Here is a 26,013-nt window from a genome sequence, read left to right on the forward strand (position 1 = left end):
GTAGTTTGTAGCGTACCGAAACAAAGTGCACGACAAAGGAGTCGCCGAATGCCCCAACACATCAACGTCGCCATGGTCGGCCACGGCTTCATGGGAGCCGCGCACTCGCAGGCCTTCCGTGTCGCGCCGCGCTTCTTCGACCTGCCGCTCACCCCGGTCATGTCGACGCTGGTCGGCCGCAACGCGTCGGCGACCACCGCCGCGGCCGAGAAGTGGGGCTGGGAGAAGACGGCCAACGACTGGCACGACGTCGTGAACGACCCCGACATCGGCCTCATCGACATCTCCTCGCCCGGCTCGACCCACGTCGAGATCGCCGTGGCCGCGCTCGAGGCCGGCAAGCACGTGCTGTGCGAGAAGCCGCTGGCCAACACGGTCGAGGAGGCCGAGACGATGGCGGCGGCAGCTGCGGCGGCGGCCGAGCGCGGCGTGTACGCGATGGTCGGGTTCAGCTACCGCCGAGTTCCTGCGCTCACCTTCGCCAAGCAGCTGGTCGCCGAGGGGCGGCTCGGCACGATCCGGCAGGTCCGGGCCCAGTACCTCCAGGACTGGCTCGTCGACGAGGACGGCCCGATGACCTGGCGCCTCGACAAGGCCAAGGCCGGCTCCGGCGCTCTCGGCGACATCGGAGCGCACGCCATCGACGCCGTGCAGTTCATCACGGGGCAGATGCTCGACGACGTCTCGGGCCTGCTGCACACGTTCGTCACCGAGCGACCGCTGCTCGACGAGAGCGTCGCGCAGACCAGCCTCGGCGGCGCCGCGTCGACCGAGCGCGGCCAGGTCACCGTCGACGACCTCGCGCTCTTCACCGCCAAGCTCTCGGGCGGCGCCATCGGCTCGTTCGAGGCGACGCGCTTCGCGACGGGCCGCAAGAACGCCTTCCGCATCGAGATCGCCGGCAGCCTGGGCGCCCTCTCGTTCGACCTCGAGCGCGAGAACGAGCTGGAGTTCTACGACGCGACGGCACCGGCCACCGAGCTCGGCTTCAAGAGGATCCTCGTCACCGAGCCCGAGCACCCCTACTTCGCCGCCTGGTGGCCGACCGGGCACACCATCGGCTACGAGCACGCGTTCTCGCACCAGCTCGTCGACCTCCTGACCTCCATCGACGCACGAACCCAGCCCACCCCGTCATTCGAGGACGGCCTGCAGGTGCAGCGCGTCCTCGACGCCGTCGACCGGTCGAGCGAGGCCGGGAGCGCGTGGACGACCACCCGAGCCACCGCCACCGCGAACGGAGAGACCCGATGAGCATCCAGCGACCGATCACCCTGTTCACCGGCCAGTGGGCCGACCTGCCCTTCGAGGAGGTCTGCCGCCTCGCCGGCGAGTGGGGCTACGACGGCCTCGAGATCGCCTGCTGGGGCGACCACCTCGACCCCGACCGCGGCGCCACCGACGACGCCTACATCGCCGATCGCAAGGCGATCCTCGAGAAGAACGGCCTCCAGGTCTTCGCGATCTCGAACCACCTCAAGGGCCAGGCCGTGTGCGACGACCCGATCGACCAGCGCCACCGCGACATGCTCCCCGACTCGGTCTGGGGCGACGGCGACCCCGAGGGCGTCCGCCAGCGCGCCGCCGCCGAGATGAAGAACACCGCCCGCACGGCCGCCCGCCTGGGCGCGAAGACGGTCACCGGGTTCACGGGCTCGTCGATCTGGAAGTACGTCGCCATGTTCCCGCCGGTGCGCGACGAGCTCGTCGAGGCCGGCTACCAGGACTTCGCCGATCGCTGGAACCCCATCCTCGACGTCTTCGAGGAGGTCGGCGTCCGCTTCGCCCTCGAGCCGCACCCGTCCGAGATCGCCTACGACTTCTGGACCACGAAGAAGACGCTCAAGGCGATCGGCCACCGCGCCTCGTTCGGCATCAACTGGGACCCTTCGCACATGGTCTGGCAAGACCTCGACTCCGTCGGCTTCCTCTGGGACTTCCAGGAGCACATCTTCAACGTGCACTGCAAAGACACGAAGAAGCGGCTCAACGGCAGGAACGGGCGTCTCTCGTCGCACCTGCCCTGGGCCGACCCCCGACGCGGCTGGGACTTCATCTCGACCGGGCGCGGCGACGTGCCGTGGGAGGACGCCGTGCGCATGCTCAACGCCATCGGCTACGAGGGCCCGCTCTCGGTCGAGTGGGAGGATGCCGGGATGGACCGCCTCGTCGGCGCCCCCGAGGCGCTGCAGTTCGTGCGCGGCCTGTCGTTCCCGCAGCCGTCGTCGGCGTTCGACGCGGCCTTCGCCCGAGACCGGAGCTGATCACCCCATGACCGACGCCGCCATCGCCCACCCGTATCAGGACGCCTCGGTCGACATCGACCAGCGCGTCGACGATCTGCTCTCTCGGCTCGACACAGCCGACAAGGTGGGCCTGCTGTTCCACAGCATGGCGGCGCTCGGCGACCCGACGGTGGCGAACCCGGCCTTCGGCCTCCCGTCGCTTCAGACGATGGTCGTCGACCAGCGGATGAACCACTTCAACCTGCTGGGCGCGCCCGGGTCGGGGCGCGAGTTCGCCCAGTGGCTGAACGTCGCCCAGCGGCTCGCGGTCTCGACTCCGCTGGGAATCCCGATCTCGTTCTCGACCGACCCGCGGCACGCGTTCACCGACAACCCGGGCACGGCCATGATGGCGGGCCCGTTCTCGCAGTGGCCCGAGACGCTGGGCCTCGCGGCGATCCGCTCCCCCGAGCTGGTCGAGCGGTTCGCCGACATGGCGCGCCGGGAGTACCTCGCGGTCGGCCTGCGCGTCGCCCTGCATCCGCAGATCGACCTGGCGACCGAGCCGCGATGGTCGCGGGCGAACGGCACCTTCGGCGAGGACGCCGACCTCACGTCGGAGCTGGTGGTCGCCTACATCCGGGGCTTCCAGGGCGAGTCGGTCGGGCCCGAGTCGGTGTCGACGATGACCAAGCACTTCCCCGGCGGCGGGCCTCAGAAAGACGGTGAAGACCCGCACTTCGCCTACGGCCGCGAGCAGGTCTACCCGGGCGGCATGTTCGAGCAGCACCTCAAGCCGTTCGAGGCGGCTTTCGCCGCCGGCGGATCGCAGATCATGCCCTACTACGGCATGCCGGTCGGCACCCAGTACGAGGAGGTCGGCTTCTCGTTCAACAAGCAGGTCATCACCGGGCTCCTGCGCGAGCGCTACGGCTTCGACGGCGTGGTCTGCACCGACTGGGGCCTCCTCACCGACGCCGACATCATGGGCACGATGTACCCGGCCCGGGCCTGGGGCGTCGAAGACCTCAGCCGCGAGGAGCGGGCGCTCAAGGCGCTCGAGGCGGGCGTCGACCAGTTCGGCGGCGAGCTCTGCACCGACGTGGTGCTCGGCCTCGCCACGAGCGGACGCCTGCCCGAAGCCCGCCTCGACGTCTCGGTGCGGCGCCTGCTGCGCGAGAAGTTCCGGCTCGGCCTCTTCGAGAACCCGTTCGTCGACGAGGAGCGCGCCGCCGTCGTCGTCGGCAACGACGAGTTCGTCGCGGCCGGTGCGGCGGCGCAGCGCGCGTCGCTGACGCTGCTGGTGAACGACGGCCTCCTGCCGCTCGCCGCGGGCGCCAAGGTCTACGGTCTCCCCGCCACGGCGCTCGAGGGGCACGGCACGGCCGTCGACGACCCGGCCGAGGCCGACGTCGCGATCCTGCGCGTCAAGGCTCCGTTCGAGGCCCGGGGCGAGGGCTTCGAGGCGCACTTCCACGCCGGGTCGCTGGACTTCGCCCAGGCCGAGATCGACCGCATCACCGCGATCGCGGCGACCGTGCCCACGGTGCTCGACGTCTACCTCGACCGCCCGGCGATCCTCACGCCCTTCGCGGGCGAGGTCGGCGCGCTGGTGGCCGATTACGGGTGCTCGGACGAGAACCTCGTGGCCGTGCTGTTCGGCGACGAGTCTCCGCAGGGGGCTCTGCCGTTCGACCTGCCCCGCTCGATGGCCGCCGTCGAGGCGTCGCGCGAGGACGTCGCGTTCGACACCGTCGATCCGCTGTTCCGGTTCGGGCACGGCCTGCGCTACTAGCGAGGGAGCGGGTCAGCCGCCGAGCGCCGACTGGACGAGGCCGGGGAGGGCGACGAGCAGGATCAGCCCGATCATCACCAGCAGCGCGATCCGCAGGCTCGTGCGGATCATCGGCGGCTTCGGCGTGACGACCGGCGCCGTCCAGCGCATCGGCGCCAGGATGGCCGACTCGGCCCCGGCACCCCACCCGGCGGCGTCGCGCGCGAAGCCGAACTCGTCGAAGTGCATGGGCGGCCGGCCGGTCTGCGCGCGCTCGCCCGCCGTGGCGTCGAGGTAGGCGCGGTACGCCCACGAGTCGACGTCGTGGCGCACCACGGGCGCCGCCGTGCGGATCGCCTCGCGCACGCGCCGCTCGACGGTCGCCCGCGCGCTGAGTCCGGTCGCCAGGCGGATGCCGCCGAAGACGAAGAACAGCGCCGTCATGCCGAAGAAGCTGTGGTCGCCCGACGCGATCGCCGTCACCCCGAAGAGCACGCCGATCGCCAGGATGATCGAGCCCCACGTGAGCGCGCTGGTGATTCCCGAGGTGAAGGTGGCCCGGAACGGCGTCCAGTGAGCCGGCTCGGGCGCCCAGAACTGCCACTCCGGCGGGGCGGCGTACACGGGACGCCGAAGCGGCGGCGTCCACCCCGCGGGTGGCTGCCAGCCCTGGTTGCGGGCGACCCACTCGGGTGTCGGCGTCGGCCAGCCGGGCGGGGGCACGAAGCGGAGCGGCGGGCGGTCGGGGGTGTACGTCATCGGCGTCGTCGCGGATCCTGCGCCGCTAGCAGTGCACGGCCTCGAGGAAGATGTACTTCGCACCGGCCATGTCGTCGCCGATCGGCATCGACACGTGGGCGGTCTGGCCGGCGACGAGCGCCACCGGGGTCGTCCGGGTCGCCTTGTCGCTGCCGGTCTTCGAGTCGGCGAAGCCCCAGTCGATCGTCGCCGCCGGGCAGCTCGCGACCGGCTGCACGTCGATGTTCAGGCAGTCGGTGCCGGTCGTGCAGGTGTTCGTGTCGAGCACCGTCCAGCCGTCGGCGGGCACGTAGACCGTCGAGTCGGCAGCGGAGTTCGAGTTCGACAGCGACGAGAGAGCCGTCGAGGTGGAGCCGTGCGGTATCGCCAGCGGGATCGCGATGCCGATCACGATCGCGGCCGCGGCGCCGAGCCCCATCCAGAGGCCGCGTCGCGAGCGTCGGCCCGTGTCGGCGTCGGTGAACGCCGCGGCGGCGGAGGCGGCGGGTGCGGCGGACGCCCAGAGGGCCATGGTCGGCGACGGCGCACCCTCGGGCAGCTGGGGCGCAGGAACTGCGGCTCCGTCCCACGGCTGCGCGTCGCGGCCGAAGCCGAACTCGTCGAACGTCTGCGCCGGGGCACCTGTCTCGGCACGCTCGCGAGCCGTCCGGTCGAGGTAGGCGCGGTAGCCCTCGGAGTCGAGCTGACGGCGCACCTCGATCGAGTCGGGGCCGATGGCGGCGCGGGCCGCGGGGTCGACCTTGCGGAGCGCCGCCAGACCGGTGATCAGGCGGATCGCGCCGAAGATCAGGGTTCCGTAGAGGAGGTAGTACGAGCGGCCGAACTCGCCCAGCATGCCGGCGAGGGTGATCGCGATCGCGACACCGAGCATGATGCCGCCGACCAGGATGGCGCGGTGCGCGTGCTTGGCGAAGGGCTGACGGTAGTCGTCCCAGGCGGCGCCGTTCGGAGCCCAGAACCGCCAGCCCTGCGGAGCCGGGGCGAGCGGGTACTGTCCGCTGGTCGGCGGGGTCCAGCCCGCGGGCGGCTGCCAGCCCTGGTTGCGGACGACCCAGTCGGCGGGCGGCTGCGGCCACCCCTGCGGCGTCTGGAATCGGAGTGGCGGGCGGGCGGGCGAGATGGTCACAGCGTCTCCTGCATCGTGGGGTCCCCCTGGACCATAAAAGTCTTGGTGAATTCACAGTATCTGCAGAGTGTGCACTCTATGGATCCCCCGAACGGGGCGGTTCGCCGCGTCGTCCCCGGGCAGAATGGCTGGATGCCCGGAGATCGCCCCGCCCGCCCCCAGTCCGTCTTCGTCGTCGACCGCGTGGAGCGGCTCACGCCCCACCTGGTGCGCGTCCACCTCGGCGGCGACGCGTTCGACGCGTTCCTCGCCGGGGCCGACCCCGAGCGCCTCGCCGCGACCGACAAGTACGTCAAGCTGCTGCTGGCGAAGCCGCACCTCGGGCTCGTTCCGCCGTACGACCTCGACGCGCTGCGCGAGACCCTCGCGCCGGAGGACGTCCCGGTGCGCCGCACCTACACGGTCCGCTCGGTCGACGAGGCCGCGAAGACCATCGCCGTCGACTTCGTGGTGCACGGCGACGAGGGCCTCGCAGGGCCGTGGGCCGCCGCGGCCCAGCCGGGCGACCTGCTCGCGCTGTCGGGGCCTGGCGGCGGCTATGCGCCGTCGGCCGACCCCGCGGTCTTCCATCTGCTCGTCGGCGACGACGCCGCGCTGCCCGCCCTCGCCGCGGCCATCGAAGCGCTCGGCACCGACGCCCGCGGCGTCGCGCTGCTCGAGGTCGAGTCGGCCGCCGATCAGCTGCCGCTCACGGCGCCGACCGGTGTCGAGCTCCGCTGGCTGCACCGCGCTGGCGCCGCCCCCGGCAGCCTGCTCGTCGCCGCCGCCGAGGAGCTCGCGCGGCCCGAGGGCGTGGTGCAGGCGTTCGTGCACGGCGAGCGCACGGCCATCAAGCAGGTGCGCCGGGTGCTCACCGACGGCTGGGGCCTCGACCGGGCCGACCTGTCGCTCTCGGCGTACTGGGCGCTCGGCCGCGCGGAAGACCGCTTCCAGGCCGAGAAGCGCGAGCCCGTCGGGCAGATCTTCTGAGGATCTCCGCGTCGGCCACACGGAGTGGGGGGCGCGCTTCGCGCGATCGAAGGCCGATGTCCGCCTCGTGCCGAAGGGGCATCGCTTCGATCGCCCGATCGCCGGCGTCTAGCGCTCGGAGACCTGGCCGGCCTTGATGTAGAGGCGGCGCTCGGCGCGGCGAGCCACCGCCGAGTCGTGCGTGACGATCACCAGCGTCAGGCCGCGCTCCCGCCACACCCCCTCCAGCAGCGTCATGATCTCGTCGCGGGTCACCTCGTCGAGGGCTCCAGTCGGCTCGTCGGCGAGGAGCACGCGCGGCTCCTTCACGAGGGCTCGGGCGATCGCGACACGCTGCTGCTGGCCGCCGGAGAGCTCCGACGGCAGATGCTCGGCCCGCTCCGCCAGGCCGACCGACTCGAGCGCGGCGGCCACCCGGGTGCGGCGCGCGTCTCGCGGCAGGGAGCTGTCGGCGAACGCGGTCTCGACGTTCTCGGCCGCCGACAGCGTCGGGATCAGGTTGAACCCCTGGAAGACGAATCCGATCTCGGTGGCGCGCGCCCGGGCGAGGGCCCCGTCGGAGGCCGTCGCGAGTTCCTGCGCCCCCAGCTTCACCGAGCCCGAGGTCGGCCGGTCGAGCGCGCCCAGCATCTGCAGCAGCGTCGACTTGCCGCCGCCGGTCGGGCCCTGCACGGCGACGAGCTGACCGCGCGGGATCACCAGGTCGACGCCGCGCAGCGCCTCGACGGTGCGCTTCTTCTGCCGGTACGTCTTGGTCACGCCGGTGAGCGTGAATGCGGCATCGGGGCCGCCGGTGGTCGTGGCGAGTGGGGTCGGGATGGTCGTGGTCATGAGGTCTCCTGGGGTGCGGCGGCAAGGGGTGCGGCGGTACGGGAAGCGGCGAAACGGGCTGCGGCGGTTCGGGCTGCGGCGAATCGGGGTGCGAAGGCGGGGCGGGCCATCGTGGTCGGGCTGGGCGAGACGCTCCCGCGGCCCTCGGCCGGAGCGGGCCCGGCCCGGCGCGACGTGCGTCTCACGCGACGCTCCGCAGCGCCTCGGCCGGTCGCAGGCGCGAGGCCCGCCATCCGCCGAAGGCGCCGGCGAGGAGTCCGCCGAGCACGGCCAAGCCTGCCGCGATGAGGATGATGCCCGCCGTCAGCGGGATCTGGAGCGCGATGTCGGTCGTCGTGCTCGCGGTGGACGCTCCCCCGGGGCCGCCGGCGCCGGGGCCGGAGGTCGACGCCGCGGCGGCGGTCGACAGGGTCGGGGCGATGACGTTGACGATGATGATCCCGGCGACGCCGACCGCGGCGCCGATGGCCCCGCCGATGAGGCCGTTGACCACCGACTCCCCGGCGACCTGGCGCACGATCCGGCCGTTCGACCAGCCGATCGCCTTGAGAGTGCCGAACTCGCGGGTGCGGCGGCTGACGCCCGAGACCGTGAACAGCACGGCGATGGCGAAGGCGGCGGCCAGGACGATCAGCGACAGCCACTTGCCGAGGTTCGACACCAGGTTCGAGACGGTCGAGAGCGAGCCCGAGATGCTCGAGGCCAGATCGGCCTCGGTCGAGACCGTCGCGCTGGGGAGGGCCTTCTCGATGGCGGTCTGGATGCTCGTGACGTCGGAGGCCGAGTCGGCCGAGACGGAGATGTCGGTGACCTTGCCGTCGAGGTCGGCGAGCGACTGCGCGGTGTCGAGGGGGATGTACGTGTCAGAGGCGGTGGCCGAGCTCGACGACGACGACGAGACGATCCCGACGACGATGAACTTCTTGCCGCCGATGGTGAGGGTGTCGCCGACGGTCTTCTTCTCGGTGGTCGCGTAGGTGCTGTCGAGCACGACGTTCTTCGTGCCGTCGTCGCTGGCCTTCAGGTAGCGGCCGGAGTCGAGCGTGGTCGCCGACATCGGCCCCACGCTCGTGTCGGTCGTCGAGATGCCGGTGACGGTGAACGAGTCGACGCTGAAGCTGCTGGGGCCCGTGCCGGTGCTCGTGCTGCTGCTCGAGTCCGTGCCGCTTCCGGTGGTCGGAGCCTTGCCGGTGGTGCCGGAGCCGCTCGTGCCGCCGCTCGACGGCGCCGCTCCGATCGAGCCCGAGAACGAGCTGTTCGTGAGGCTCAGGGTCGCGGTGGCCGCCTTCACTCCCTCGACGGCCTCGACCGTGGCGAGCGACGACTCCTTGAGGCTCGACGTGCCCATCGCGAGCTGCAGGGTCGACTGCGACAGCTTGGTCTTGCTGCTCGACGAGCCGCTGGCGGAGTCGCCGGAGCCGAATGCGAACTGCTGGCCACCCGCTCCCGCGCCCCCGGCCGTGGCGGTCTTCGTCACGGTGATGTCGGTGCCGACGCCGTAGACCGACGAGAGCGCCGTCGACTGCGCGCTCTTCACCCCGGCCGAGACGCCGTTGACGATGATGACGAGCGCGATGGCCAGGGCCATGCCCATCGCGATGATGATGCTCTGCTTCTTGCGGTTGCCGAGCTCTCGGCGGAGGTAGGTGAAGAACATGCGGGCTCCTGTGGTCGGGGGTCCTGACTGTCGGACTCGCTCACGCTAGGAAGGCGCCCTGCCGGCCCGCCCTCAGCCTCCACAGGAACCGCCAAGAGAACGTAAGGGAACGCTATGGACGAGCGCGTTCCCTCGAAGCCGATGCCTGCGAATCGCGTGTGCGTGCATGCACCGAGTGCATGGATGCACCTAGTGTGATCTCGTGATCACCGAGGCACCCGACCGTCGCGCCGCTCTGAAGGCGCGCCACCGCGCCGCCATCCTCGGCGCCGCGCGCGAGCTGGTCGACGAGAAGGGCGGCCCGCGGTTCAGCGTCGACGAGCTGGCCGAGCGCGCCGACGTCGCCCGTCGCACGGTGTTCAACCACTTCGCCTCGCTCGACGAGATCCTGCTCACCCTCTGCGACGACGCGCTCGAGGTCATCATCGAGGACTTCCTCGCGGTCGCCCGGGCCACCCCGGTCGGCGACGGCAGCCGCTCCGCCATGTTCGACGAGGTGGCGCAGATGCTGCGCACCGCCGACCTGCCGTCGGCCATCGCGTCGATCGGGCGGATCCTGGGCCCCCTCGACCCGATCGACTCCCGCGGCCGCGCCCTCAGCGACGCCGCCTTCGCGCGCGCTGCCGAGCGGCTGCTGCCCGAGGTGGCCCGCCGCAACCCGGGCGCCGACTCGCTCGACGCCGAGCTGCTCGTGAGCTCGCTGATGGGCGGCGTCATCGTCATCGCCAAGCACTGGGTCGTCATGACCGACGTGCGCCTCGACGACGGCACGCGAGCACAGTGGAGCGAGCTGCTCGGCCGCCTCATCGACACGGTCCGCACGGGCTACCACCACTAGACGTCTCACCCGGGGTTCACCGGCGCACCCCACCCGCACACCTCCACCACATCAACGCAGAAAGCCGAGATCAGCAGCATGGCCGGACTCCTCTACCGTCTCGGGCGCTTCTCCGCCCGCCGCCACTGGACCGTCATCGTCGCCTGGGTGGTGATCATCGCGCTGGCCGGCGTCGGCTTCTCGCTGTTCAAGGGCACGATCTCGTCGGCGATCAGCATTCCCGGCACGGCCACCGAGCAGGTGCAGAACGAGCTCTCGGACAAGTTCCCGAAGGCCTCGGGCGGCAGCGGCAGCATCGTCTTCGAGACGACATCGGGCAAGGCCTTCACCTCGGCCGAGAAGTCCGACATCAAGTCGTGGCTCGGCGAGGTCGCCGACATGAAGGGCGTGAAGTCGGCGACGAGCCCCTTCACGACGCAGGCGCAGCTCGAGGACGGCAAGCAGAAGATCGTCGACGGGCGCACGGCCATCGACGACGGGCGGACGCAGCTCGCCGACGCGCAGGACCAGATCGACGCGGCCGAGCCGCAGCTCGAAGCCGCTCAGAAGCAGCTCGACGGCGCGGTCGCCGCGGCGAAGGCGAGCGGCAGCTACTCCGTCGCCAAGGCCCAGCTCGACGGCCAGCAGGCGATCCTGGACGGCCAGCAGAAGACGATCGACGCGAACCAGGCCAAGCTCGACGCCAGCAAGAAGAAGCTCGAGGCCCAGAGCACCACGCTCGAGCTCAACTCGCAGCTGCTCGACCTCTCGTCGAACATCCGCTTCGTCTCGAAAGACGGAACAAGCGCCGTCGGCTCCATCCAGTTCACCACCGGCACGTACGAGGTCGACCCCGATCTGAAGACCGCGATCGTCGACAAGTCCGCCAAGGGCGTCGACGGGGTCCGCATCTACCCGACGAGCGACATCGCCCAGGGCGTGCCGAGCATCGTCGGGCCGGGCGAGGTCGTCGGCGTGATCGTCGCCGCCATCGTCCTGCTGATCATGCTGTCGACCATCATCGGCGCCGTGCTGCCCCTGCTCAGCGCCATCGTCGGCCTGGCCGCTTCTGTTCTCGGTGCCATGGCTTTCTCCGGCCTGGTCGAGTTCAACTCGGTCACCACCGTCCTCGGCATCATGCTGGGCCTCGCGGTCGGCATCGACTACTCGCTGTTCATCCTGAACCGGCATCGAAAGCAGCTGAAGCAGGGCATGGACGTCCACGAGTCGATCGGACTCGCGAACGGCACCTCCGGCAACGCCGTCGTCTTCGCCGGCTCGACCGTCATCGTCGCCCTCCTGGCTCTGAACGTCACCGGCATCCCCTTCCTCGGCCTGATGGGCACCGTCGGAGCCGTCGCGGTCGCCGTCGCGATCCTCGTCGCGATCTCGTTCACTCCGGCGATGCTGTCGCTCGTCGGCATGCGCATCCTCCGCAAGAAGGAGCGTGCCGCCATCGGCAACACGGCCTCCACCCGGGTGCCGAACGCGCCGATGAAGAGCTGGCGCGCCGTCGCCACCCTCGTGCTCGGCGTCGTGATCCTCGGCGTCATCGCCCTGCCCGCCATGCAGATGCGCCTCGGGCTGCCCGACGGCTCGTCGGAGGCCACCGACTCCAGCCAGTACAAGGCCTACAAGACCCTCGAGCGCGAGTTCGGCGCGGGGCAGAACAGCCCGCTCGTCGTCGTGGCCGACCTGCCCGCCAAGGCGACCGACGACGACCTCCTGAAGCAGGAGATCACGATTGGCAAGGCCCTGACCTCGAACTCCGACGTGGCGGCCGTCGCCCCCATCGGCGCCTCGTCAGACGGAACCGTCGTGGCGTTCCAGGTCGTCCCCGAGGGCGGCCCGTCGAGCGAGTCGACCGAGACGCTCGTGCACTCGCTGCGCGACCTCTCGCCGCTCACGTCGGACGCCGGAGACATCACCCTCGGCGTCGCCGGCAACGCCAGCGCCAACATCGACGTGTCGGAGAAGCTCGCCAACGCGCTGCCGATCTACCTCGTGCTGGTCGTCGGGCTGTCGCTGCTGATCCTGATCCTGGTGTTCCGGTCGATCCTCGTGCCGCTGACCGCGACCGCCGGCTTCGTGCTGTCGCTGCTCGCGACCTTCGGCGCCCTGACGGCGGTGTACCAGTTCGGCTGGGCCAGCGCCCTGTTCGGCGTGCACGACCCCGCCCCGATCCTGAGCTTCCTGCCGGTCATCGAGGTCGGAGTGCTGTTCGGTCTCGCGATGGACTACCAGCTCTTCCTGGTCTCCGGCATGCGCGAGGCGTACGCCCACGGGGCACCCGCGAAGATCGCCGTCCAGCGCGGCCTCTCCGCCGGGCGAGCGGTTGTCACGGCAGCCGCGATCATCATGATCTCGGTGTTCTCGGGCTTCATCTTCTCGGAGTCGTCGACCATCCGCCCCATCGGCTTCGGCTTGGCGTTCGGCGTGCTGCTCGACGCGTTCGTGGTGCGCATGCTGCTGATCCCGGCCGCGATGCACCTGCTCGGCAAGACGGCCTGGTGGTTCCCGAAGTGGCTCGACCGGATCGTGCCCGACGTCGACGTGGAGGGCGCGAAGCTCGAGCGCTCGCACCCCGCGCAGTAGGCCCGGCGGGGGTGGGTGCGGTTCCTGCGCCTGCTCCCCCGCTTCAACCCACGATCGGGACTGGGCACCACGAAATCTCGTGGTGCGCAGTCCCGATCGTGGTGTCGGGCGGTGTGGTCGCGGTGGGGAGTCCCGATTGTGGTGTCGCGCCGAGCCGGGCAGCCGCTAGTCGAGGGGGCGCAGCGCCGGGTGCTGGGCGAGCGCGTCGGCGCCGTGCGTCATGAACAGCGTCATGACCGCCAGGATCGGCGCGTCGATGCCCGACAGGCGCAGCGGCGGGATGCTCTCGAAACCGCAGACCAGAGTGCGCTCGGCGACCTCGGGGTATACGGCCGTCATCGCGCCGTAGTGGAAGCTCAGCCACTGCCCCCGCACCAGGCAGAGCAGACGGTGGTTGGTGACGAGCACCCGGATGCCCTCGCGGTCGCGCCACTGCGTCGCAGCCAGAGCCTGGGCGGCGCGCTGGCGCGAGGCGTTGACCGCGCCCGTGACGACGAGGCCCGCGAGGATGAACGCGGGGCTGCCGAGCAGGAAGCTCCCTGTCGGCTGGTAGCCGGCGTCCTGCCCGTAGAAGCGCTCGTGCACGGCTTTCAGGTCGTAGAAGAAGACCTCGCCGGCCTCCGGCACGATCTCCCACGCGGAGATCGTCGGCGGAACCTCCTGATCGAGCAACGCGGCCCGCAGCCTCCTGGCCTCTGACCAGGCCGCGTCGGCGCCCGCCACGTCGGTGGCGTTGGGCGCGCCGAGAACGACCTCGGCTCCGGGCGCAGGAACTCCCGCCCCCGCCGTCGGAGCCTCCTGCCGCGCCGGCTTCGGCGCCCGCGACATCGCCCACCAGCGCCGGATCATTACGGCGATGACGAGCGCGACGACGACGCAGGCGAGAACGAGCACCCGGTTATCGTCGCACGCCCGGCCCCGAAAGCGGCCGATCCGCCGGTCAGAGCTGGTAGCCGCACACCTTCTCGAAGGCGGCGTCGGCGGTCTTGACGTCTTTGCTGTCGGCGACGACCTGGGCCGCGCCCTCGGTGAACCCGCTGTCGGAGAACGTCGTGTAGTCGGTCACCAGCACATCGAGCGACTCTGCGACATCCTGAGCCGACGACTTCACCTCGGCGTCGCCGACCGACTTCGCCGCATCGGCGATGTCGACGCTGAGGTGCTTCATGGCCGTCTCGTAGGCTGCGGGATCGGTCTTCGTGTCGGCGGTGTGCGCCTTCACCTCGACCTCGGATGCCTGCACGTGCCGCTTGATCGACTGGCACTCCGCCCCCTTCGAGACGGCCTTGACCGCGGCGACCGGCGAGCAGCCGACGAGGCCCCCGGTCACGACGGCAGCGAGAAGGAGCGCGGCGGCTGCGCGCGGGCGTGCGTTGTTCATGGTTCCCCCGGTGTGATGGTGCGATCTGCGACGACGGTACCAGCCGCCGAGGCGCACCAGACTCGGCGCGGTGCCGGTCGCGCCGAACACCGAACACCGGTAGGTTTGTTGCGAACGACAGCAAATGCTCGGCCCCGGGCAGCACCAGGCGGCCAGCACGACCCGCAGGAGCCCCATGCCCGACATCACCTGGACCGTCACGACGCAGGATCTCCCGTGGCAGACCCAGCCGGCCCCGGCATCGACGCCGATGGTGATCACGGCGATGACCGACTTCCCGAACGTGATCCTGAACCGGGAGCACACCGACCAGACGATGGAGGGCTTCGGCGTCTGCTTCAACGAGCTGGGGTGGACCGCCCTCGCGCGGCTGACCCCCGAGGAGCGCGGCGGGATCCTGCGCCAGATGTTCTCCGGCGACGCCGACAGCGACTCCGCCGGATTCACGATCTGCCGCATGCCCATCGGCGCGAACGACTTCTCGACCGACTGGTACTCGTACGACGAGACCCCCGGCGACCTCGAGCTCGCCGACTTCAGCATCGACCACGACCGGTCGACGCTCGTGCCGTTCATCCAGGCCGCTCAGGTCGAGCAGCCGGCGCTCCGGCTGTGGGCGTCGCCGTGGAGTCCGCCGACCTGGATGAAGTCGACGGGCCACTACGCCGGCGCGAAGCCGTTCCCCGGCTCGGGCGTCGAGAACGGCATCGGCGACGAGCAGGTGGGCGCCGAGGGCACCGACATGTTCCGCCTCGAGCCGGAGTACCTCGACGCGTACGCCCGCTACTTCGCCCGGTTCGTCACGGCCTACGCCGCCGAGGGCATCGCGATCGAGATGGTGATGCCGCAGAACGAGTTCAACTCCGCGCAGGTGTTCCCGAGCTGCACGTGGACCCCCGACGGCCTCACGCGGTTCATCCGCGTGCTCGGGCCGGCGATGGCCGAGCTCGGGGTCGACGTCTTCTTCGGGACGCAGGAACGCGCGGCCACCCACCTGCTCACCGACGTCCTGGCCGACCCCGAGGCGTCGCGCTGGGTCAGGGGTGCGGGGTTCCAGTGGGCGGGCAAGGGCGCCATCGCCGAGATCCACCGCACCCGTCCGGAGCTCGCCCTCTACCAGACCGAGCAGGAGTGCGGCGACGGCCTCAACGACTGGCGCTTCGCCCGCCACACCTGGTCGCTGATGAAGCACTTCCTGAGCAACGGCGCCAGCGCCTACACGTACTGGAACCTCGCGCTCGACGAGGGCGGCGTCAGCCGCTGGGGCTGGGCGCAGAACTCGCTCGTCGTCGTCGATCCCGCGACCAGCACGTTCCGGTACACCCACGAGTACTGGCTGATGAAGCACCTCAGCGGGTTCGTGAAGCCCGGCGCCGTGCGCATCGAGGCGTTCAGCTGGTCGGGCTACGAGAACCAGCTGGCCTTCCAGAACCCCGACGGCAGCGTCGTGGTCGTCGTGCAGAACGACCTCGGCGAACCCCTGCCCTACAAGGTCGGCCTCGACGGCCAGGTGTTCGAGGCCCTGCTGCCGGCCGACTCGTTCTCGACCTTCACGATCGCGTAGCCCTCTCGCGCCCCCGCTAGGGTCGGAGGCGTGAGCTCACGCCCCGTCATCGCCATCGCCGGCCTCGCGACCGAGTCGTCGACGTTCTCGCCGGGCCGCACCACGGCCGAGGACTTCCACGCGCAGCGCGGCCACGAGGTCGTCGACTCGTGCGCCTTCCTGGCCGAGGGGCAGCCCCTGCGTGAGGCGGCCGAGTGGCACGGCGCCCTGCGCGGCAAGGCCCTCCCCGGCGGTGCCGTGCCGCGCGCCGACTACGAGCGTCTCGCCGACGAGCTCACCGCCCGGCTCGCCGAGCTGCCGCCACTCGACGGCCTCTACTTCGACATCCACGGCGCGATGAGCGTCGAGGGGCTCGACGACGTCGAGGCCGACCTGCTGCGCCGCATCCGGGCCGTCATCGGCGCGCGCCCGATCGTCTCGACGTCGATGGACCTCCACGGCAACGTCTCTCGCGAGCTCGCCCACCAGACCGACCTGATCACCTGCTACCGCCTGGCCCCGCACGAAGACGCCGAGGAGACGCGCGAGCGGGCCGTCCGCAATCTCATCGAGCATCTCGCCTCAGGACGACCGCGCCCGTTCAAGGCCTGGGTGCCGATTCCGGTGCTGCTGCCGGGCGAGAAGACGTCGACGCGCCTCGAGCCGGCTGCCTCCGTCTACGCGCGCGTGGCCGAGGTCGAGGCGCGCCCGGGTGTGCTCGACGCCGCGATCTGGGTCGGCTACGCGTGGGCCGACGAGCCGCGCAACCGGGCCGTCGCGATGGTCACGGGCACCGACGAGGCAGCGGTGGCCCAGGCGGCGCAGGAACTCGCCGCCGGGTTCTGGGCCGCCCGCGACCGCTTCGCCTTCGTCGCCCCCGCCGACACCCTCGACGGCGCGCTCGACCGGGCGCTGGCCTCGGCCGCCCGCCCCTTCGTCATCAGCGACTCCGGCGACAACCCGACCGCGGGCGGGTCGGGCGACATGAGCTGGGGCCTGACCCGGCTGCTCGCGCGACCCGAGTTCCGCTCTGACGACTCCCCCGTCGTGATCTACGCGTCGGTGCCGGGCGCCGCGGCCGTGGCGACGGCCGTCGAGGCCGGCGTCGGAGCGACAGTCGCAGTCACCGCGGGCGCCGAGGTCGACTTCGCGCACGCCGGGCCGGTCACGCTCACCGGCGTCGTCCACAGCATCCGCCACGGCGACCGCGACGCCGAGACCGAGGTCGTCGTGCGGGTCGGCTCGGTGTTCGCGATCCTGACCCGCAGGAGAAAGCCCTACCACCACGAGCACGACTTCACCGACCTCGACCTGGCGCCTCGCGACGCTGCGGTCGTCATCGTCAAGATCGGCTACCTCGAGCCGGAGCTGTTCGATCTGGCCGCCGACTGGATCCTCGCGCTCACGCCCGGCGGCGTCGATCAAGACCTGGTGCGGCTCGGCCACCGGCGCATCCGCCGGCCGATGTTCCCGTTCGACGCCGACGGCGGCGAGCCCGACCTCTCGGCGCGCTTCATCCCCGCGTCGACCGAGCCGCTCGACGGGATCGACGAATGAGCGCCGGGGCTCCACGAGAGACCGCCCGACCCGCCCTGGAGGTCGCCGTCTCGACGCCGGCGGGCGCTCGTGCGGCCGTCGCCGGCGGCGCCGACCGCGTCGAGCTCTGCTCCGCGCTCGAGCTCGGCGGCCTGACGCCGTCGCAGGGCCTGGTCGAGGCCGTGGTCGAGGTCGGGCTGCCGGTGCAGGTGCTGATCCGGTCGCGGCCCGGCGACTTCGTCGTCGACGACGACGAGGTGCGGCTGATGGAGCGCGAGCTGCGCGCCGCGGTGTCGTCCGGCGCGGCCGGCGTCGTGATCGGAGCACTGACCGAGGCCGGAGCGCTCGATCTCGACGTGGTCGACCGGCTCGCGCGCGCGGCGCGCCACGCGCGCGACGACGTGGAGGTCACCGTGCACCGGGCGATCGACCAGTCCGCCGACCCGGTGGCCGCGGCGGCCTCGCTCGCCGGGCGCGGGATCGACCGGATCCTGAGCTCCGGAGGCGCGGCCCGGGCGGGCGACGGAGTGGCCGTGCTGCGGCGGATGGCGGCGGAGCCGGGCGCGCCGACGGTGATGGCCGGGGGCGGCGTGCGGGTGGGCGACGTGGCCGGGGGCGGCGTGCGGGTGGGCGACGTGGCCGAGTTCCTGCGCGCGGGGATCACGGCCGTGCACGTGTCGGCCAAGCGGGCCGCACCGCGCCGCGGCGGCGCGTGGATCCCGCTCGGGGCCGGGGTCTCGGGGGAAGGCGCCGACACGCACTTCGTGACCGATCAGGGGATCGTCGAGGCTGTGCGCGTCGCGCTTGACATCTGACCTCTTCGTCTATCATCGGCGTTTTCGGGATTCTTCGAGCCGTTGACGCGCACAGACATCGGATGATTGGATGGTCGTACGACCTCCACCGAAAGGACCTCGCACCGTGGCGATGTTCAAGACCGACCCTGTCCGCCCGCCCGCCTACGCCGGTTTCGAGAAGCCGACGCCGGCCTGGTTCGAAGACGCGAAGCTCGGCATCTTCGTGCACTGGGGGCCGTACTCGGTCCCGGCCTGGGCTGAGCCGATCGGCGCCCTCGGCACGATCGACCCCGAGTACTGGAACATCCACAACCCGTACGCGGAGTGGTACTACAACACCGTCCGGATCGAGGGGAGCCCGGCCCACCAGCACCAGCAGGAGGCGTTCGGCGGCGCCGACTACGACGAGTTCATCGACCTGTGGAAGGCCGAGAACTTCGACGCCGACGCCGTCATGGCCCTCGTGAAGCAGACCGGGGCGGGCTACTTCGTGCCGACGACCAAGCACCACGACGGCGTGACCCTGTGGGACGCCCCGGGCACCGACGGCCGCAACACCGTGGCCCGCGGGCCGAAGCGCGACCTGGTCGGCGAGTTCCACGACGCGGCCGAGCGCGCCGGCGTCCGGTTCGGCGTCTACTACTCGGGCGGCCTCGACTGGCATTTCAGCGACCTGCCGCCCATCACCGGCAAGGACGACGACATCATGGTGAGCCGCCCCGTCGGCAAGGACTACGCCGACTACGCGTTCGACCACGTCGCCGACCTCATCGAGAAGTACGACCCCGAGGTGCTCTGGGGCGACATCGAGTGGCCCGACGCCGGGAAGCCCGACGGGCCGAAGAGCATGGCCGAGCTGTTCCGGCGCTTCTACGCCTCGCGGCCCGAGGGCGTGGCCAACGACCGCTGGGGCGAGACGCACTGGGACTACGGCACCTCGGAGTACGAGCTGGGCGCCTCGTCCGAGCACGGCACCTGGGAGAACAATCGCGGCGTCGGCTTCTCGTTCGGCCACAACCGGCTCGAAGACGAGTCGAACTCGCTGGACGGCCCCGGAGCCATCAGGTACTTCGTCGACGTCGTCTCGCGCGGCGGCAACCTCCTGCTGAACATCGGGCTCACCGCCTCGGGTGAGGTCACACCGCTGCAGCGCCGGGTGCTGACCGAGCTCGGCGCCTGGAACTCCGCCCACGGCGACGCGATCTTCGGCTCGCGCGCGCTGCCCGAGTCGGTCGCCGCGCCGTCGGAGTCGCCGTGGACGCGCTGGACGGCCTCCGCCGACGGCACCACCGCCTACGCGATCGTCGATGCGCCGGCCGGCACGGTCGTGACGCTCGAGGTGAACGGCGCGACCCGCGAGGTGACGCTGCCGGAGCGCGACGAGGTCGGCCCCGCGGTCGTGGCACCCCCTCTCTCCGCCTGAGCGCCGGGTGGCCACGCCCCGCGGGACCGGCTCAGGCCCGCCGAACCGGGCCGCCCACCCCGCCGGATCGGCACGAACCCGCCGGAAGATCGGCGGGTACGAGCCGAAACGGCGGGGCCACGCGTAACCGCGATACCGTCCGCCGCGCACCCGGCACACCCCCGCCAGACCGGCCCGGCCCCGCGGGAGCGGCTCGGCCCCGCCAGACCGGCACGGCCCCATCGAAACGGCTCCGCCCCGCCGAACCGGGCCGCGCGCCCCGCCGAACCGGCACGAACCCGCCGAAGGTTCGGCGGGTACGAACCGAAACGGCGGGGCCACACGCCAGCACCGCCTCAGCCCCCGCGCAACCGGCACGGGCCCGCACGGCCGGACGGCTGAACGGCGCCACCCGCCCCGCAGCAAAGGTCGGATGTATGGTGACTCCATGGCAGTGACAGACGAGGCGATCTCGAAGATCCAGGCGATGATCGTCGCGGGCGACCTCAAGCCCGGCCAGCGCCTCCCTCCCGAGAAGGAGCTCAGCGAGAGCCTCGGCCTGTCGCGCAGCTCCCTCCGCGAGGCGGTCAAGGCCCTCGAGCTCATCCGGGTGCTCGACGTCCGCCGCGGCGACGGCACCTACGTGACCACGCTCGACCCCGGCCTGCTGCTCGAGGCGGTCTCGTTCGTCGTCGACATGCACCAGGACCACTCCCTCGTCGAGCTGTTCGAGGTGCGGCGCATCCTCGAGCCGGCCGCCGCGGCGCTGGCGGCGACGAGGCTCGACGCCGACGCAATCGACGAGCTCCGCACCCTGGTCGACGAGGTCGACGAGACCACGACCGTCGAAGACCTGGTGGCGCACGACCTCGACTTCCACGCCCGGATCATCCAGGCTGCCGGCAACGCCTACCTGTCGAGCATGCTCGAAGCCCTCAGCAGCCGCACCGTCCGCGCGCGCATCTGGCGCGGCCTCACCGAAGAGCGCTCCGTCAGCCGCACCCTCGACGAGCACCACGCCATCGTCGACGCCCTGGCCCGCCACGACGCCGACCTCGTGCGCGCGCTCGTGACCGTGCACGTCAGCGGCGTCGAGAACTGGCTCCGCCGCTCGCTCGAGTAGTCCGGCCGCCCTCGACCACCGGGCGCAGGAACTAGCCGGACCGTCAGAGGCCACCGCCCGAGCCCGGCCCGACGCCGTCAGGCGGGCACGCCGACGTGATAGACGCGCGACGCCGTGCCCGACTCGAGCGCCTCGCGCTCGTCGGACGCCAGCGCCGCCAGCACGGCCCTGCCCCGTGCCGCCGTGTCGGCGTACGTCCCGGCCGTCAGCGACACCGGCCAGTCGCCGCCCCACATCAGGCGGTCGGCGCCGAAGGCCTCCAGGGCCACGTCGGCGGCCTCCCGCGTGTGCTGCCCCAGGCCGGAGATCTTGGCGAAGACGTTCGGCCGTCGGGCGAGGTCTGCCACCGCCGCGCGCCACGACGGAGTAGGCGACTCCGGCTTGCCCAGGTGGTCCACCACGATCTGGAGCGACGGCATGGCGTCGGCGAGGCGCGTCAGCGCCGGCCACAGGCGCGGCCAGGCGTCGGGCACGTCCAGGGGCAGCCGGTGCGCCGCGAGCAGCCGGAGCGTCTCGCGCACCGGCGCCCGGTCGAGCACGTCGTCTCGGGGATCGTCGTGGATCAGCTGGCGAATGCCGACGATCGGCTCGCCGAGGAGCCTCCAGCCGTCGAGCCGCCGCTCTGCCTCGCCCGGCGACTCCAGCGGGACCCAGGCCACCACTCCCAGCGCCCAGGCGTCGGCCGCGGCGGAGGATCGTGCCACCCGCAGCAGCTCCAGCGTGTCGCGGTCGGTGTCGGCCGCCTGCACGAGGACCGCGCCGGTCACGTCGCCCGAAGCGAGAGCGGCCGACGCGTCGTCCGGCCCGAACGACGCGTGGACGGGCCCGAGAGCGGGGGTGTTCCACGCGTAGTCGCCCGAGGCGAGGCTCCACAGGTGCAGGTGCGCATCGATCATCGTCACGGAATGAGGCCGCGATCCTGCAGGTCTCTCCAGAGCGCGTCGGGCACCTCGGTCGTGAAGCGTGCGACGTTCTCGGCGATCTGCTCCGCCGTGCGCGCGCCGATCACGACGCTTGTCACGGCCTCGTGCCGCAACGGGTACTGCAGGGCCGCCGCGGGCAGCTCGACCCCGTGGCCCCAGCAGACCTCGGCGAGGGTGCGCAGGCGGTCGAGGACGAGCTCGGGCATCTCGCCGTACTCGTAGGGCAGGTCGCCGCGCGGCACCGGCGACGACAGCGCGCCGGAGTTGTAGACGCCCACGGCCACCACCTCGACGCCGGCGGCAACGCATTCCGGCAGGAGATCACGGAGCGCGGGCTGCTCGAGCAGCGTGTACCGGCCGGCGAGCATGACGACGTCGACGAGCCCGGTCGCGACGGCCGCACGGAGGGCATCGACCGACTTGGAGCCGACGCCGACCGCCCGCACGATGCCTTCGGCCCGGAGCGCGGCCATCGCCGGAAGCGCCGTCTCAAGCGACGACTCGAGCCCGTGCTCCTCGGGATCGTGGAGGTAGAGCGCGTCGACACGGTCGTGGCCGAGCCGCTCGAGGCTCTCTGCGAGCGAGGTGCGGATCCCGGCGTCGGAGGCGTCCCAGACCCGGGCCACATCGGCGGCGACGGCGAAGCCCATGTCGTCCCGCCGGTGCGCGGTGGACGGCGAGGGCCGCAGCAGCCTCCCGACCTTCGTCGACAGGAAGTACTCGTCGCGCGGCCGCCCGGCGAGGGCGGCGCCCAAGCGGCGCTCCGACAGCCCGAGGCCGTAGTGCGGCGCCGTGTCGAAGAGCCGCACTCCGGCGTCCCAGGCGGCGTCGACCGCCGCCCGGGCGTCGGCGGGGTCGAGCTCGGCGAACAGGTTGCCCTGGGCGGCGGCGCCGAAGCCGAGCCGTGGGAGGCCGAGCCGCGATCGGCCGACGCCGAGCACGGCCGGCGCAACCGCTGTCACTGGCCGACCTCGATCGGCACCGTCTCGGGCAGAGTCCAGACCAGCGGGATCCCGGAGTCGTCGCCCGTGTAGTCGTCCTCCACCTCGAGCAGCTCGGCCATCTGGGCCTGCCACTCGGCGTTGACGGGGTCGTCCGCGAGTACGAGCCGCATGGCGCGGTAGTCGTCGACCTCGACGAGGTGGAACAGCTCGCGGCCGCTCCGCCAGATGCTCCAGGCCGTGACGCCGGCGGCGCGCAGTCTCGGATCGAGCGCGTCGGGGATCGCCGCGTGGATGCGGTCGTAGTCGGGCTCCCGGCCCGGCTTCAGCCGGGTGTGGAGGGCGATCCGCTCCGTCACCGGGCGCCCTCCCTGAGGAAGATCTCGACCACCGGGATCGCCACGTCGGGCCGGACGACCGGCAGCTGCAGGGTGAGAGTCCCGGCGGGCTGGCCGCCCATGCCGGTCGTCAGGGCCGGCGTGCTCGGGTCGATCTCGCGGAAGCTCAGCTCGGATGCGTCGTTGAGGAGCTGCGCGTACTCGACCTTGCCGGCGAGGCCGGGCAGGTGGATGTGCTCGAACGGCCAGGAGAAGAGGTGCAGGTAGAGGCGGTCGCCGCGCTGCGTGTATCGGGCGTCGACCGGGGCCTCGAAAGCCGAGGCGCCGGCGCCGTGGATCGAGCGGTCATGGCGGCGCATCCACTCGGCGAAGGCGTCGAGCGCGTGCGTGGCGACGGCGTCGAGCTCGCCGCGAGCGGTCGGGCCGACGTTCAGCAGCATGTTGCCGTTCTTGGAGACGCCGTCGATGAGCATGCGGATCATCAGCTCGGGCGCCTTGTGGTTGTGGTTGTCGCGGAAGTAGCCCCAGCTGCCGTTGATCGTCTGGCAGGCCTCCCACGGAACCTCGACGCCGTCGACCGTCATCGGCTCCGAGGGCTGGTACTGCTCGGGCGTGACGATGTCGCCGGGGATCGCCAGGCGGTCGTTGACCACGATGCCGGGCTGGAGCTCGCGCGTCAGCGCGAGGAGCTCCTGCGATCCCCAGTCGTCTTTGCCCTTGCCGCCCCACACCGGGTGGTGGTGCTCGACCTCGTACGAGAAGTCGTAGAAGAGGTAGTCGATGCGGCCGTAGTCCGTGAGGAGCTCGCGCACCTGGCCGTGGAGGTACTCGCGGTACTTCGCCATGTCGCGCCCCTCTTGCAGGCGGGCGATCTCGTCGGGCGAGTCGTCCCGGCGCGGGTGGCGGCCGTCGATGGTGAAGTCGGGGTGGTGCCAGTCGAGAAGCGAGTGGTAGAAGCCGACGCGGAGGCCCTCGGCGCGGACGGCGTCGACGAATTCGCGGACCAGGTCGCGGCCGGCCGGGGTGTTGGTGGCCTTGTAGTCGGTGAGACGGGTGTCCCAGAGGCAGAAGCCCTCGTGGTGCTTCGTCGTCAGGACCACGTACTTCATGCCGGCGGCCTTGGCGGCGCGGGCCCAGGCACGCGGGTCGTAGAGGTCGGGATCGAAGTACTTGGCGTACTTCTCGTACTGCTCGGTCGGGATCTTCTCGTAGTTCATCACCCACTCGTGGCGGGCGGGCAGGGCATAGAGGCCCCAGTGCACGAACATGCCGAATCGGTCGTGGACGAACCAGGGCGCGATGCCCTCGGGTGCCGTGTCGACGTCGGTGTCGGTCGGTGTGAGCGTGGTGGTCATGCGAAGCCTTTCCAATTGGGGGTCAGCGGCCGCCGAGGCCGCTGGTGACGATGCCCTTGACGAGGTGGCGCTGGAGGACGATCAGGAGGGCGACGGTCGGGATCATCGAGATCACGCTGGCCGCCATGACGAGGTTCCACTGGCTGCCCTGCTGGCCGAAGAACTGCTGGAGGCCGAGCGGGATCGTGCCGTGCGCGTTGACGTCGTTGACGACGATCAGCGGCCAGAGGAACGAGTTCCAGTACGAGATGAACGAGAAGACGGCGAGCACCGCGAGGGTGGGGCGGGCCAGCGGCAGCATCACGAAGAAGAACGTGCGGATCGTGCCGGCGCCGTCGACGCGGGCGGCGTCGTCGAGCTCCTGCGGCACGGTCAGGAAGAACTGCCTGAGCAGGAACGCGCCCAGCGCCGTGAACGCCCACGGGATGATGAGCGCTTGGAAGGTGTCGACCCACCCGAAGCCCTGCATCATGACGTACATCGGGATGACCAGGACATCCTGCGGGATCATCAGCGTGGCGAGGAACAGGATGAACACGGTGTTGCGCCCGCGCCAGCGGAGCCGCGAGAAGGCGTAGCCGCTCAGCACCGAGACGGCCATGTTGATGATCGTGCCGGCCGCGGCGACGAGGATCCCGTTGATCAGGAAGCGGGCGAACGGCAGGTAGGTGAACGCCTCGACGTAGTTCTGCCAGCGCAGCTCGGAGCCCCACAGGGTCGGCGGAGTCGTGAACGTCTCGGAGGCTGGCTTGAGCGAGGTCGCCACCATGTAGATGAGCGGCGAGATGAAGGCCAGGGCGATCAGGCACAGGATCGCGTACCCGATGCCGCTCCTGACCCGGTCGCGCGTCGCGCGATGCACGACCCGTTTCGGTGCCGGGCGGACCCGGCCGATCGTTCCGCTACTCATAGTGCACCCACTTCTTCTGGCCGATGAACTGCACGGCGGTGACACCGAGGATGATGATGAAGAGCACCCAGGCGCCGGCTGACGCGAGGCCGAGCTGCTGGTACTGGAAGCCCTGGTTGTAGATGAACTGGACGAGCGTCAGGGTCGACGACCCCGGCCCGCCCTTCGTCAGGATGAACGGCTGGATGAAGACCTGGAACGACGTGATGAGTGTCATCATCGTGGCGAAGAACACCGACGGCGAGATCATCGGGAACTTGACGCTCCAGAAGGTGCGCCAGGCGCCCGCGCCGTCGAGCTCGGCCGCTTCGACGAGGTTCTCGGGCACGGAGTCGAGGGCGGCTGAGAAGATCAGCATGTTGTAGCCGAAGCCCTGCCAGACGCTCATCATGACGACGGCGATCATCGCCCAGCTGGTGCTGGCCAGGAAGTTCGGCGCGTGGAACCCGAACAGCGTCTGCACCGACGCGTCGATGGCCCCGCCGGGCTGGTAGAGCATGCGCCAGACGACGACGTTGGCGACGATCGGCGTCACGGTCGGGATGAAGAACAGCACCCGGAAGACGTGGCGGTTGCGGATCTTGGGCGTCAGCCACGCAGCGAGGCCGAGCGACACGATCAGGTTCAGCGGGATGTACAGCACCGTGAACAGGAGCGTGTTGAGAAGGGCCGTCCGGAAGATCGGGTCGCCCAGCAGCTTCGAGTAGTTGTCGAAGCCGATGAACTGCTTGTCGCCGAGGAGCGGCCAGTTATTCAGGCTGATCACCATCGACGCCACGATCGGCACCAGGGTGAAGACCGCGAGGCCGATCACGTGCGGGCTGGCGAAGGCGAGACCCCACCAGGATCTCCTCCCCCGTGCAGCTCCGGGGGTCTCGCGGGGATCCTCGGCCGTGACGGCCGCGATGGCCGGCGTGGTCGGAGGTGCGACGGATGTCGTTGTCATGGGTGTGGGTGCCTCCCTGTTGCGGACCTCGAAGGGCGCAGTTGCGGACCTCGAAGGGCGGGCCG

Annotated in this window: 23 protein-coding genes; 11 read left to right on the top strand and 12 right to left on the bottom strand. The window is 71.1% G+C overall.

Annotated features, from left to right (window positions below; translation table 11 throughout):
• Window positions 1-48: 48 nt before the first annotated feature.
• From EDF46_RS04345 to EDF46_RS04355, 3 genes are read left to right on the top strand one after another with little or no spacing between them, the layout of a single operon-like run.
• Complete coding sequence (locus EDF46_RS04345; protein WP_233579819.1) at window positions 49-1,254, top strand: Gfo/Idh/MocA family protein; 1,206 nt, start codon at window positions 49-51, stop codon at window positions 1,252-1,254.
• Window positions 1,255-1,256: 2 nt separating this feature from the next.
• Window positions 1,257-2,264, top strand: a complete 1,008-nt coding sequence (locus EDF46_RS04350; protein ID WP_123505201.1) for a sugar phosphate isomerase/epimerase — start codon at window positions 1,257-1,259, stop codon at window positions 2,262-2,264.
• A gap of 7 nt (window positions 2,265-2,271) precedes the next feature.
• Complete coding sequence (locus EDF46_RS04355; RefSeq protein WP_123505009.1) at window positions 2,272-4,020, top strand: glycoside hydrolase family 3 protein; 1,749 nt, start codon at window positions 2,272-2,274, stop codon at window positions 4,018-4,020.
• Between the two features lie 12 nt (window positions 4,021-4,032).
• Here EDF46_RS04355 and EDF46_RS04360 read toward each other — a convergent pair whose 3' ends face one another.
• Window positions 4,033-4,758, bottom strand: a complete 726-nt coding sequence (locus tag EDF46_RS04360) for a hypothetical protein (protein WP_123505010.1) — start codon at window positions 4,756-4,758, stop codon at window positions 4,033-4,035.
• Between the two features lie 25 nt (window positions 4,759-4,783).
• The gene (locus EDF46_RS04365; RefSeq protein ID WP_123505011.1) at window positions 4,784-5,884 is read right to left on the bottom strand and encodes a hypothetical protein; all 1,101 of its coding nucleotides are present in this window, start codon (window positions 5,882-5,884) and stop codon (window positions 4,784-4,786) included.
• Window positions 5,885-6,016: 132 nt separating this feature from the next.
• Here EDF46_RS04365 and EDF46_RS04370 point away from each other — a divergent pair, with 132 nt between their 5' ends.
• The gene (locus EDF46_RS04370; protein ID WP_123505012.1) at window positions 6,017-6,853 is read left to right on the top strand and encodes a siderophore-interacting protein; all 837 of its coding nucleotides are present in this window, start codon (window positions 6,017-6,019) and stop codon (window positions 6,851-6,853) included.
• Between the two features lie 108 nt (window positions 6,854-6,961).
• Here EDF46_RS04370 and EDF46_RS04375 read toward each other — a convergent pair whose 3' ends face one another.
• Entirely contained in the window at window positions 6,962-7,684 is a 723-nt protein-coding gene (locus EDF46_RS04375) for an ABC transporter ATP-binding protein (RefSeq protein WP_123505013.1), read from the bottom strand.
• 181 nt (window positions 7,685-7,865) lie between these two features.
• Window positions 7,866-9,341 carry an ABC transporter permease gene (locus tag EDF46_RS04380; protein WP_123505014.1) on the bottom strand — a complete coding sequence of 492 codons (1,476 nt, stop codon included), beginning with the start codon at window positions 9,339-9,341 and terminating at the stop codon, window positions 7,866-7,868.
• Window positions 9,342-9,543: 202 nt separating this feature from the next.
• Between EDF46_RS04380 and EDF46_RS04385 the strand changes: the two genes are divergently transcribed.
• A complete protein-coding gene (locus tag EDF46_RS04385) occupies window positions 9,544-10,179 on the top strand; it encodes a TetR/AcrR family transcriptional regulator (RefSeq protein ID WP_123505015.1) in 636 nt (211 codons plus the stop codon).
• Window positions 10,180-10,257: 78 nt separating this feature from the next.
• Complete coding sequence (locus EDF46_RS04390) at window positions 10,258-12,753, top strand: MMPL family transporter (RefSeq protein ID WP_123505016.1); 2,496 nt, start codon at window positions 10,258-10,260, stop codon at window positions 12,751-12,753.
• 165 nt (window positions 12,754-12,918) lie between these two features.
• On the opposite strand, the gene EDF46_RS04395 is transcribed toward EDF46_RS04390, so the two are convergent.
• The gene (locus EDF46_RS04395) at window positions 12,919-13,647 is read right to left on the bottom strand and encodes a hypothetical protein (protein WP_123505017.1); all 729 of its coding nucleotides are present in this window, start codon (window positions 13,645-13,647) and stop codon (window positions 12,919-12,921) included.
• A gap of 46 nt (window positions 13,648-13,693) precedes the next feature.
• The gene (locus EDF46_RS04400) at window positions 13,694-14,134 is read right to left on the bottom strand and encodes a hypothetical protein (RefSeq protein WP_148061134.1); all 441 of its coding nucleotides are present in this window, start codon (window positions 14,132-14,134) and stop codon (window positions 13,694-13,696) included.
• A 175-nt stretch (window positions 14,135-14,309) separates the two neighbouring features.
• On the opposite strand from EDF46_RS04400, the gene EDF46_RS04405 reads away from it, so the two are divergent.
• The 5 genes from EDF46_RS04405 to EDF46_RS04425 all read left to right on the top strand — a co-directional run bounded on the left by EDF46_RS04405 (window position 14,310) and on the right by EDF46_RS04425 (window position 20,535).
• On the top strand, window positions 14,310-15,698 hold the full coding sequence (locus EDF46_RS04405; protein WP_123505202.1) for a glycoside hydrolase family 30 beta sandwich domain-containing protein: 1,389 nt from the start codon (window positions 14,310-14,312) through the stop codon (window positions 15,696-15,698).
• A gap of 30 nt (window positions 15,699-15,728) precedes the next feature.
• Window positions 15,729-17,234 carry a M81 family metallopeptidase gene (locus tag EDF46_RS04410; RefSeq protein ID WP_123505019.1) on the top strand — a complete coding sequence of 502 codons (1,506 nt, stop codon included), beginning with the start codon at window positions 15,729-15,731 and terminating at the stop codon, window positions 17,232-17,234.
• Window positions 17,231-18,028 carry a copper homeostasis protein CutC gene (locus tag EDF46_RS04415; RefSeq protein ID WP_123505020.1) on the top strand — a complete coding sequence of 266 codons (798 nt, stop codon included), beginning with the start codon at window positions 17,231-17,233 and terminating at the stop codon, window positions 18,026-18,028. Before EDF46_RS04410 ends, EDF46_RS04415 begins: the two co-directional genes overlap by 4 nt.
• Window positions 18,029-18,140: 112 nt before the next feature.
• Window positions 18,141-19,433 carry an alpha-L-fucosidase gene (locus EDF46_RS04420; RefSeq protein ID WP_233579881.1) on the top strand — a complete coding sequence of 431 codons (1,293 nt, stop codon included), beginning with the start codon at window positions 18,141-18,143 and terminating at the stop codon, window positions 19,431-19,433.
• Between the two features lie 427 nt (window positions 19,434-19,860).
• A complete protein-coding gene (locus EDF46_RS04425) occupies window positions 19,861-20,535 on the top strand; it encodes a FadR/GntR family transcriptional regulator (protein WP_123505022.1) in 675 nt (224 codons plus the stop codon).
• 77 nt (window positions 20,536-20,612) lie between these two features.
• On the opposite strand, the gene EDF46_RS04430 is transcribed toward EDF46_RS04425, so the two are convergent.
• The 6 genes from EDF46_RS04430 to EDF46_RS04455 are packed head-to-tail and all read right to left on the bottom strand — an operon-like array spanning window position 20,613 to window position 25,948.
• On the bottom strand, window positions 20,613-21,431 hold the full coding sequence (locus EDF46_RS04430) for an amidohydrolase (protein ID WP_123505023.1): 819 nt from the start codon (window positions 21,429-21,431) through the stop codon (window positions 20,613-20,615).
• Window positions 21,432-21,433: 2 nt separating this feature from the next.
• Window positions 21,434-22,420 (bottom strand): aldo/keto reductase, encoded by a 987-nt coding sequence (locus EDF46_RS04435; RefSeq protein WP_233579820.1) that lies wholly within the window; start codon window positions 22,418-22,420, stop codon window positions 21,434-21,436.
• Window positions 22,417-22,758 (bottom strand): L-rhamnose mutarotase, encoded by a 342-nt coding sequence (locus EDF46_RS04440; protein ID WP_123505025.1) that lies wholly within the window; start codon window positions 22,756-22,758, stop codon window positions 22,417-22,419. Before EDF46_RS04440 ends, EDF46_RS04435 begins: the two co-directional genes overlap by 4 nt.
• A complete protein-coding gene (locus EDF46_RS04445; protein WP_123505026.1) occupies window positions 22,755-24,092 on the bottom strand; it encodes an alpha-L-fucosidase in 1,338 nt (445 codons plus the stop codon). The genes EDF46_RS04440 and EDF46_RS04445 overlap by 4 nt, the downstream gene beginning before the upstream one ends.
• 22 nt (window positions 24,093-24,114) lie before the next feature.
• A complete protein-coding gene (locus EDF46_RS04450) occupies window positions 24,115-25,002 on the bottom strand; it encodes a carbohydrate ABC transporter permease (RefSeq protein ID WP_123505027.1) in 888 nt (295 codons plus the stop codon).
• Window positions 24,995-25,948: a carbohydrate ABC transporter permease gene (locus EDF46_RS04455; protein ID WP_123505028.1), complete on the bottom strand. Its 954-nt coding sequence runs from the start codon at window positions 25,946-25,948 to the stop codon at window positions 24,995-24,997. The genes EDF46_RS04450 and EDF46_RS04455 overlap by 8 nt, the downstream gene beginning before the upstream one ends.
• Window positions 25,949-26,013: the final 65 nt, after the last annotated feature.

The organism is Frondihabitans sp. PhB188, from assembly GCF_003752365.1.
Classification (GTDB): domain Bacteria; phylum Actinomycetota; class Actinomycetes; order Actinomycetales; family Microbacteriaceae; genus Frondihabitans.

What these genes read in the sequence shown, in the direction of transcription:
- EDF46_RS04345 (WP_233579819.1), top strand. Translation starts at nt 49, where the DNA reads ATGCCCCAACACATCAACGTCGCCATGGTCGGCCACGGCTTCATGGGA.
- EDF46_RS04355 (WP_123505009.1), top strand. Translation starts at nt 2,272, where the DNA reads ATGACCGACGCCGCCATCGCCCACCCGTATCAGGACGCCTCGGTCGAC.
- EDF46_RS04360 (WP_123505010.1), bottom strand. Translation starts at nt 4,758, where the DNA reads ATGACGTACACCCCCGACCGCCCGCCGCTCCGCTTCGTGCCCCCGCCC.
- EDF46_RS04370 (WP_123505012.1), top strand. Translation starts at nt 6,017, where the DNA reads ATGCCCGGAGATCGCCCCGCCCGCCCCCAGTCCGTCTTCGTCGTCGAC.
- EDF46_RS04375 (WP_123505013.1), bottom strand. Translation starts at nt 7,684, where the DNA reads ATGACCACGACCATCCCGACCCCACTCGCCACGACCACCGGCGGCCCC.
- EDF46_RS04380 (WP_123505014.1), bottom strand. Translation starts at nt 9,341, where the DNA reads ATGTTCTTCACCTACCTCCGCCGAGAGCTCGGCAACCGCAAGAAGCAG.
- EDF46_RS04390 (WP_123505016.1), top strand. Translation starts at nt 10,258, where the DNA reads ATGGCCGGACTCCTCTACCGTCTCGGGCGCTTCTCCGCCCGCCGCCAC.
- EDF46_RS04400 (WP_148061134.1), bottom strand. Translation starts at nt 14,134, where the DNA reads ATGAACAACGCACGCCCGCGCGCAGCCGCCGCGCTCCTTCTCGCTGCC.
- EDF46_RS04405 (WP_123505202.1), top strand. Translation starts at nt 14,310, where the DNA reads ATGCCCGACATCACCTGGACCGTCACGACGCAGGATCTCCCGTGGCAG.
- EDF46_RS04415 (WP_123505020.1), top strand. Translation starts at nt 17,231, where the DNA reads ATGAGCGCCGGGGCTCCACGAGAGACCGCCCGACCCGCCCTGGAGGTC.
- EDF46_RS04420 (WP_233579881.1), top strand. Translation starts at nt 18,141, where the DNA reads ATGTTCAAGACCGACCCTGTCCGCCCGCCCGCCTACGCCGGTTTCGAG.
- EDF46_RS04425 (WP_123505022.1), top strand. Translation starts at nt 19,861, where the DNA reads ATGGCAGTGACAGACGAGGCGATCTCGAAGATCCAGGCGATGATCGTC.
- EDF46_RS04430 (WP_123505023.1), bottom strand. Translation starts at nt 21,431, where the DNA reads ATGATCGATGCGCACCTGCACCTGTGGAGCCTCGCCTCGGGCGACTAC.
- EDF46_RS04445 (WP_123505026.1), bottom strand. Translation starts at nt 24,092, where the DNA reads ATGACCACCACGCTCACACCGACCGACACCGACGTCGACACGGCACCC.
- EDF46_RS04450 (WP_123505027.1), bottom strand. Translation starts at nt 25,002, where the DNA reads ATGAGTAGCGGAACGATCGGCCGGGTCCGCCCGGCACCGAAACGGGTC.
- EDF46_RS04455 (WP_123505028.1), bottom strand. Translation starts at nt 25,948, where the DNA reads ATGACAACGACATCCGTCGCACCTCCGACCACGCCGGCCATCGCGGCC.